General features: G+C 73.3%; 6 protein-coding genes. 3 read left to right on the top strand and 3 right to left on the bottom strand.

Annotation, left to right across the window (positions count from 1 at the left end; translation table 11 throughout):
* Window positions 1–49: 49 nt before the first annotated feature.
* Window positions 50–1,345: a class I SAM-dependent RNA methyltransferase gene (locus ACRWK8_RS16450; RefSeq protein WP_431871308.1), complete on the bottom strand. Its 1,296-nt coding sequence runs from the start codon at window positions 1,343–1,345 to the stop codon at window positions 50–52.
* A gap of 227 nt (window positions 1,346–1,572) precedes the next feature.
* Here ACRWK8_RS16450 and ACRWK8_RS16445 point away from each other — a divergent pair, with 227 nt between their 5' ends.
* Entirely contained in the window at window positions 1,573–2,259 is a 687-nt protein-coding gene (locus tag ACRWK8_RS16445) for a potassium channel family protein (RefSeq protein WP_378739508.1), read from the top strand.
* A 1-nt stretch (window position 2,260) separates the two neighbouring features.
* On the top strand, window positions 2,261–2,959 hold the full coding sequence (locus ACRWK8_RS16440) for a potassium channel family protein (RefSeq protein ID WP_431871311.1): 699 nt from the start codon (window positions 2,261–2,263) through the stop codon (window positions 2,957–2,959).
* Window positions 2,960–2,993: 34 nt separating this feature from the next.
* On the opposite strand, the gene ACRWK8_RS16435 is transcribed toward ACRWK8_RS16440, so the two are convergent.
* Window positions 2,994–3,740, bottom strand: coding sequence for a DUF3159 domain-containing protein (locus tag ACRWK8_RS16435; RefSeq protein WP_378739506.1), 747 nt, complete (start codon window positions 3,738–3,740; stop codon window positions 2,994–2,996).
* A 237-nt stretch (window positions 3,741–3,977) separates the two neighbouring features.
* Here ACRWK8_RS16435 and ACRWK8_RS16430 point away from each other — a divergent pair, with 237 nt between their 5' ends.
* Window positions 3,978–5,108 (top strand): serpin family protein, encoded by a 1,131-nt coding sequence (locus ACRWK8_RS16430; protein WP_431871305.1) that lies wholly within the window; start codon window positions 3,978–3,980, stop codon window positions 5,106–5,108.
* 12 nt (window positions 5,109–5,120) lie between these two features.
* Here ACRWK8_RS16430 and ACRWK8_RS16425 read toward each other — a convergent pair whose 3' ends face one another.
* A complete protein-coding gene (locus ACRWK8_RS16425) occupies window positions 5,121–5,843 on the bottom strand; it encodes an alpha/beta hydrolase (RefSeq protein ID WP_431871303.1) in 723 nt (240 codons plus the stop codon).
* Between the last annotated feature and the right edge of the window lie 157 nt (window positions 5,844–6,000).

The following is a 6,000-nucleotide window of genomic DNA, read 5'->3' as shown; positions in this document are numbered from 1 at the left end:
CGACGAACCGGGTGCGCCGGGGTCGGCTGGCCGACCCGGGCGAGGGAACCTAGGCCTGCTCGGCCTCGCGGTGACGGCGGGCCAGCCTCACCGGCTCCAGCACGGCCAGGCACTCCACGTGGTGGGTCATCGGGAAGGCGTCGAAGGCGCGCAGCCCCACCAGGCGGTAGCCGGAACGGTCGAACTCCGCGAGGTCGCGGGCCAGGGTGGCCGGGTCGCAGGAGACGTAGGCGATGCGGCGCGGCTTCATACCCGCCACCTTGCGCACGACCTCGGCACCGGCGCCCGCGCGCGGCGGGTCCAGCGCCACGACGTCGGCGCGCACGTCGGCCCACTCACGCATCTGCTTGGCCACGTCGTGGCGCTGGATCCGTACTTGCGGGAGGTCCTTGAGGTTGTACTGGGCGTCGCGGACGGCGTGCTCGCCGTTCTCCACGCCCATCACACGGCCCTCGACGCCGACGGCGTCGGCGAGGGCACCGGTGAACAGGCCCGCGCCACAGTACAGGTCCAGGGCGGTCTCGCCCTCACGCGGCTCCAGACCGTCCAGGACGGCGGCGCTCAGGGTCTCCGCGGCGGCGGGGTGGACCTGCCAGAAACCCCCGGCGCCCACCCGGTACTCACGTCCGGCCACGTCCTCGCGCACGCCCTTGCGGCCGCGCACCGACTGCACCCGGCCGCCCCTGAACCGGCGGAGCACAGCGCTGGAGGCCTTGAGTTCGGGCAGCAAGCCGAGCTTGGCGGTGGTCGGGGTGACCACGACGGCACGGTCGGCGCGGGTGGCGGAGGCGACCGCCTCGACGTCCTTGACGCCCTCCCACTTGACCTCGGTGACGCCGAGCTCGCTGACGCCGGGGTGGGCGATCAGGCACCGGTCGACCGGCTCGATGTCGTGGGAGCGGTGGCGGCGCAGACCGGCGTGGCCGTCCTCGTCCACCGAGAACCGCACGCGGGTGCGCCAGCCCAGACCGTCCGGGGTTCCGGGCAGCTCCTCGACCTCCACGTCGAGGTCGATGCCGGCAATCCGGCTCAGCTGGTCGGACACGACCTTGGCCTTCATCCGGCGCTGGGACTCCAGGGTGGCGTGCTGCCAGTCGCAGCCGCCGCACATGCCGGGGCCGGAGAACACGCAGGGCGCCTCGACCCGGTCCGGGGAGGCCGTGAGGACCTCGATGGCCTCGCCGCGCAGGAAGCGCGTGGTCTGCTCGGTGACGCGGACCCGCACGCGCTCGCCCGGCAGGGCGTGGCGGACGAAGACGACCTGGTCGTCCAGGCGGCCCACACACCATCCGCCGTGGGCGACGTCGTCCACTGTCAGTTCGATCTCGTTGCCCACACGGGTCATGGCTGTGTCCTTCGCTGGTCGGGTCGTGTTACGGGTGACCCTGCGCGCACAGCCACCAACCGACCCCAATCTACCGGCCCCGGGGCACCACACGCGCTGGTGCGGACACGGCGGGGGCGGGGTCGACACGCGGACGGGGTCCTCGTGTGCCAAGGTGGAACCGTCGGGGCGCGTGGGTCTGTCCGTGCCCCGGGGGCGGACGACCAACCGACGGGAGTGCGGACGAGGTGCACATCGTGATCATGGGGTGCGGCCGCGTGGGGTCCACGCTGGCACACACCCTGGTGGACCTGGGCCACTCGGTGGCGGTGATCGACCAGGACCCCGAGGCGTTCCGTCGGCTCCGTTCCTCCGTGGCCAAACACGCGGTACGCGGCGCGGGCCACGACCGGGAGGTCCTGCTCAGCGCCGGTATCGACCGGGCGGAGGCCTTCGCGGCCGTCAGCAACGGCGACAACTCCAACATCATCGCGGCCCGGGTGGCCCGCGAGGCCTTCGGGGTCGGCAACGTCGTGGCCCGGATCTACGACCCCCGCCGCGCGGAGGTCTACCAGCGTCTGGGCATCCCGACGGTGGCGACCGTGCGCTGGACGGCCGACGCCATCCTCCGCCGCGTGGTGCCCGGGGACGACCGGCCCGGCGCGGCACCCGAGTGGCAGGACGCCTCGGGCAGCCTGACCATGAACGAACTCACCCCGCCGGAGCGCTGGGTGGGACGGAGCGTCACCGAACTGGAGGACGACTTCCGCCTGCGGGTGGTCTACCTGGTCCGGCGGGGGCGCATCGCCCTGGCCCGTTCCGAGGAGACCATCGCGGAGGGCGACGTGCTGCACGTGGTGGGGCACAGCCGGGACATGGCCGACCTGACCCAGCGGTTGGGCGGACGGCGCGAGGACGAGACGGGGCGTGAGTGAGATGCGGATCGCCATCGCGGGAGCCGGGAGCGTGGGCCGCTCCATCGCCACGGAGCTGGCGGGCAACGGCCACGACGTCCTGCTGATCGACCGGGACACCCGGGCCATCGGCGTGGACGACCTCCCCCAGGTGGAGTGGCTGCTGGCCGACGCCTGTGAACTGGCCACCCTGGAGGACGCCCGGCTGGGCGACTTCGACGTGGTCATCGCGGCCAGCAGCGACGACAAGGTGAACCTCGTCTTCTCCCTGCTGGCCAAGACCGAGTTCGCGGTCGACCAGGTCATCGCCCGGATCAACGACCCGGCCTACGAGTGGCTCTTCAACGACTCCTGGGGGGTGGACCTGGCGGTCTCCCCGCCGCGTCTGATCGCGGACCTGGTCGAGGGAGTGACCGACGAGGAGGACTACGCGGAGGAGGGCACCCGACCCCCGCTGCCCGGCGCCGAGATCGCGGAGTCGGTGCTGCACGCGGCGAGCCCCTTCGCGGACCGGCCCGAGAGCGACCTCACCGCCGAACTGCCCGACGGCGTGGCCCTGGTCGCCGTGGTGGGTCCGGGCGGGGTGCGACCGCCCGCGCCGGAGCGGACCCTCTCCGTGGGCAACACCGTGGTGTTCCTGGCCGAACCGGAGGCGCTGGGCCCCCTGGAGGAGCTGCTGGAGCGGGTGGAGGACACCGAGGAGGCCGCGCCCGAGGCCTGAGCCCGGTCGCGGCGGGTGTCCTTCGCGGGTCCCCTCAGCGGTCCTCGGGGGTGTCGGCGGCCTCGGCCCGCTCCAGGGGGGTGCGTCCGCGCGCCAGGACCCACACCATGCCCGCGAAGGCCGCCACCTGGAGCGGCCAGCCCATGGCCACCTTGGACAGACCCAGCAGGGCGAAGGTGTTGGCCCAGTCGTTGGTCTCGGCCAGCCAGAGCGGGTACTGGACCAGCACCCGGATGACGCAGGGCAGCACCAGCAGCCAGGTCAGCCGGGAGGCGAGCGTGACCACGGCCGGGTCGTTGCGCCAGGAGGTGAAGTCCTCCTTGTTCCCGATGAACGGGCCGATCATGAGGCCGATCACCGGCCAGCGGACCAGGACCGACAGGCTCAGAACCACGGCGTAAACCGCGTTGTAGATGATCCCGGGCAGGAAGGCGTCCTCGGCGTTCCCGCTGCGCATCGCGAAGACCGCCGCCAGGCCGATGCCGAAGAGGCTGGTGAACACGTACTGCAACGAGGAGCGCCGCACGAGCCGGAGCACGCCCAGGAGCAGGGCCGCCCCGACCCCCAGGATGATCGACAGCCGCAGGTCCTCGCTCACGATGTAGGAGATCGTGAAGGTCAGAGTGGGGATGGCCGTCTCGACCATGCCGCGCTTTCCGCCCAGGGCCTCGGCGAGCTTGGTCCGGACCAGCGCCTCGACCGTTCGCTCGGTGACGGCGGGCTTCTCCCCCGCCTCGTCGGCCTGGGCCGCCTCCTCGGAGGCCCGCTGCTGCTCAGTCATCCCGCTCCGCTCCGGTGTCGCCGTGCGGCCTGTTCGGCCGCCAGCCATGATGCACCACCCTATGCGACCCGTCACAGCCGGGGAGCGGCGTTCCGGCCGACCGACCACCCTCCGGGTCCGGGCTTGCCCTCCTTTGTCAGGTGATGCGGCGTGCCCCTTCTCACCACGGTGGCTGGCCCCGGGGCGGCGTCCTTCCGTACGCTGGCGGCCCACCCGCTCTCGTGAGGAGTCGTCCCGATGACCACCCGGCAGGAAGCACCCGACGAGGAGCACCTCCGCTTCGCCCTCGCGCTCGACCCCGAACTGGTCGAGGAGGGGAGCTCACACGTGTGGTCCCCGTACTCGGTCGGCGCCGTGCTCGGCCTGCTGGCCACCGGTGCGGGCGGCGACACCCTCAAGGAGCTGGTGGACCTGGTCGCCCCGGACGGCGGCGATCCCCGGGGGCACCTGGAGACGCTGAACACCGCCGTCGAGGCCGCCGACGGACTGGACCTGGCCACGCTCAACGGCCTGTACGTCCCGGCCGACCTCCCGCTGCGCGCCGAGTTCGAGGAGCGGGTCGCGGCCCAGTCCGACGCGGAGGTGGACCGGGTCGACTTCCGTGGTGACGCGGAGGGGGTGCGCGCCCGGGTCAACGGCCGGGTCTCCGAGGTCACGCGGGGGCTGGTCCCCGAGCTGCTCGCCCCCGGAACCGTCCACCCCGACGTCCGTATGCTCCTCGTCAACGCCCTGTGGGTGAAGCTGCTGTGGGCGGAGCCCTTCGATCCCTCCGACACGCGGGACCGCGACTTCCACGCCCCGGACCGCACCCACCGGGTTCCGACCATGCGGCGCACGGGATCCCTGGTCCACTCCGAGCACGGCGGGCTGCGGATGGTCACCCTGGAGGGCGAGCACGGCCTGGCCCTGGACGTGATCGTCCCCGACTCCCCCGGGGCCGCGCACGCACCGACACCGTCGCTCACGCCGCAGGTCCTGCGCGGACTGTACCGGGCGCGCCGACAGGAGCGGGTGAGCCTGGCGCTGCCGCGCTTCGAGGTCCAAACGGACGCCGCACTGCTCGAACCGCTGGCCGCCACCCCCGCTCACGTGCGCACCCTGGCCACGGACCGCGCCGACTTCGGCGGTATCAGCGAGGAGCCCCTGAAGGTCGACGCCATCGTGCACCAGGCGGTGCTGCGTGTGGACGAGAAGGGCGCCGAGGGGGCCGCGGCGACCGCCGCCGTCATGCTGATGTCGGCCGCGGTCCCGCCGCCTCCCCGGGAGTTCGTCGTGGACCAGCCCTTCGTCTTCGTGCTGCGCCGCCGGGGCGCGGTCCTGTTCACCGGCCGGATCACCGACCCCGTGGACCCGGGCCCGGCCGCGTGAACGCCCCGGGGCTCAGTCCCTCAGGAGGAAGGCGGCGGTGACCTCGGCCAGGGCCTCGTGCGCCTGTGCGTCGGTCAGCTCCGGTTCCGCGTCCCCGGACTGCGCCCCGTAGGCGCCGAACTGGGCGTGGTTCATACCCTCGATCACCTCCGCGTCGGCGTCACCGGGCAGGTGGGGTCTGCGCTCCGCGACCTCCGACGGGGACAGGATCCCGTCCCGTCCCCCGGCCACCGACAGCACGTCGAGGTCGTCGCGGTCGGCCAGGTCGGCGCCCTCGGGGGCGTAGGAGGCCCACAGCACCAGCCCCGCCCACGGGACGTCGCCGTCGCCGGAGCCGACGTGCTGCGCGGCGAAGGCCCCGCCCATGGAGTGCCCGCCCAGGTACCACTCGGAGACCTCCGGGGCGGCGCCGACCACCGACTCGCCACGGGCGGAGTCGAGCAGGGCCAGGTTGAGGCGCAGGTCCGGCACGATCACCGTGACCCCGGTCCTGGCCACCACAGGTGCCCAGGAGGCCGCGTACGCGTCGGCCTCCACCCGGGCGCCGGGGTAGAAGACGACCCCCGTTCCCGAGGGGTGCTCGGCGGGGGTGATCAGGACGCCGTCGGAGCCGCGCTCGACGACGACGGCCGGGTCACGCTCGGCCAGGGCCAGGGGTTCCGGCTCGGCCCGGTAGGGGTTGAGGGCCCAGACGACGAAGGCCGTGGCGGCCACCAGCACCAGTGTGGTGCACACGGCCAGCGTCCACACAAGGACGCGAACGGCCCGGCGCCCACGTCGGCGCCCACGCCGGCCCGCCGTACTGCCATCGGTCATGTCCGACCCTTCTCCATGTGTGGCCCTGACGGGCCCGGGGATGTCATCGCGGCGGGGGGCGACGAGCCGCGCCGGT

The organism is Nocardiopsis eucommiae (assembly GCF_965344335.1).
Classification (GTDB): domain Bacteria; phylum Actinomycetota; class Actinomycetes; order Streptosporangiales; family Streptosporangiaceae; genus Nocardiopsis; species Nocardiopsis eucommiae.
The sequence above is the reverse complement of the archived record's forward strand: the minus strand, read 5'-3'. Positions and strand labels throughout refer to the sequence as shown.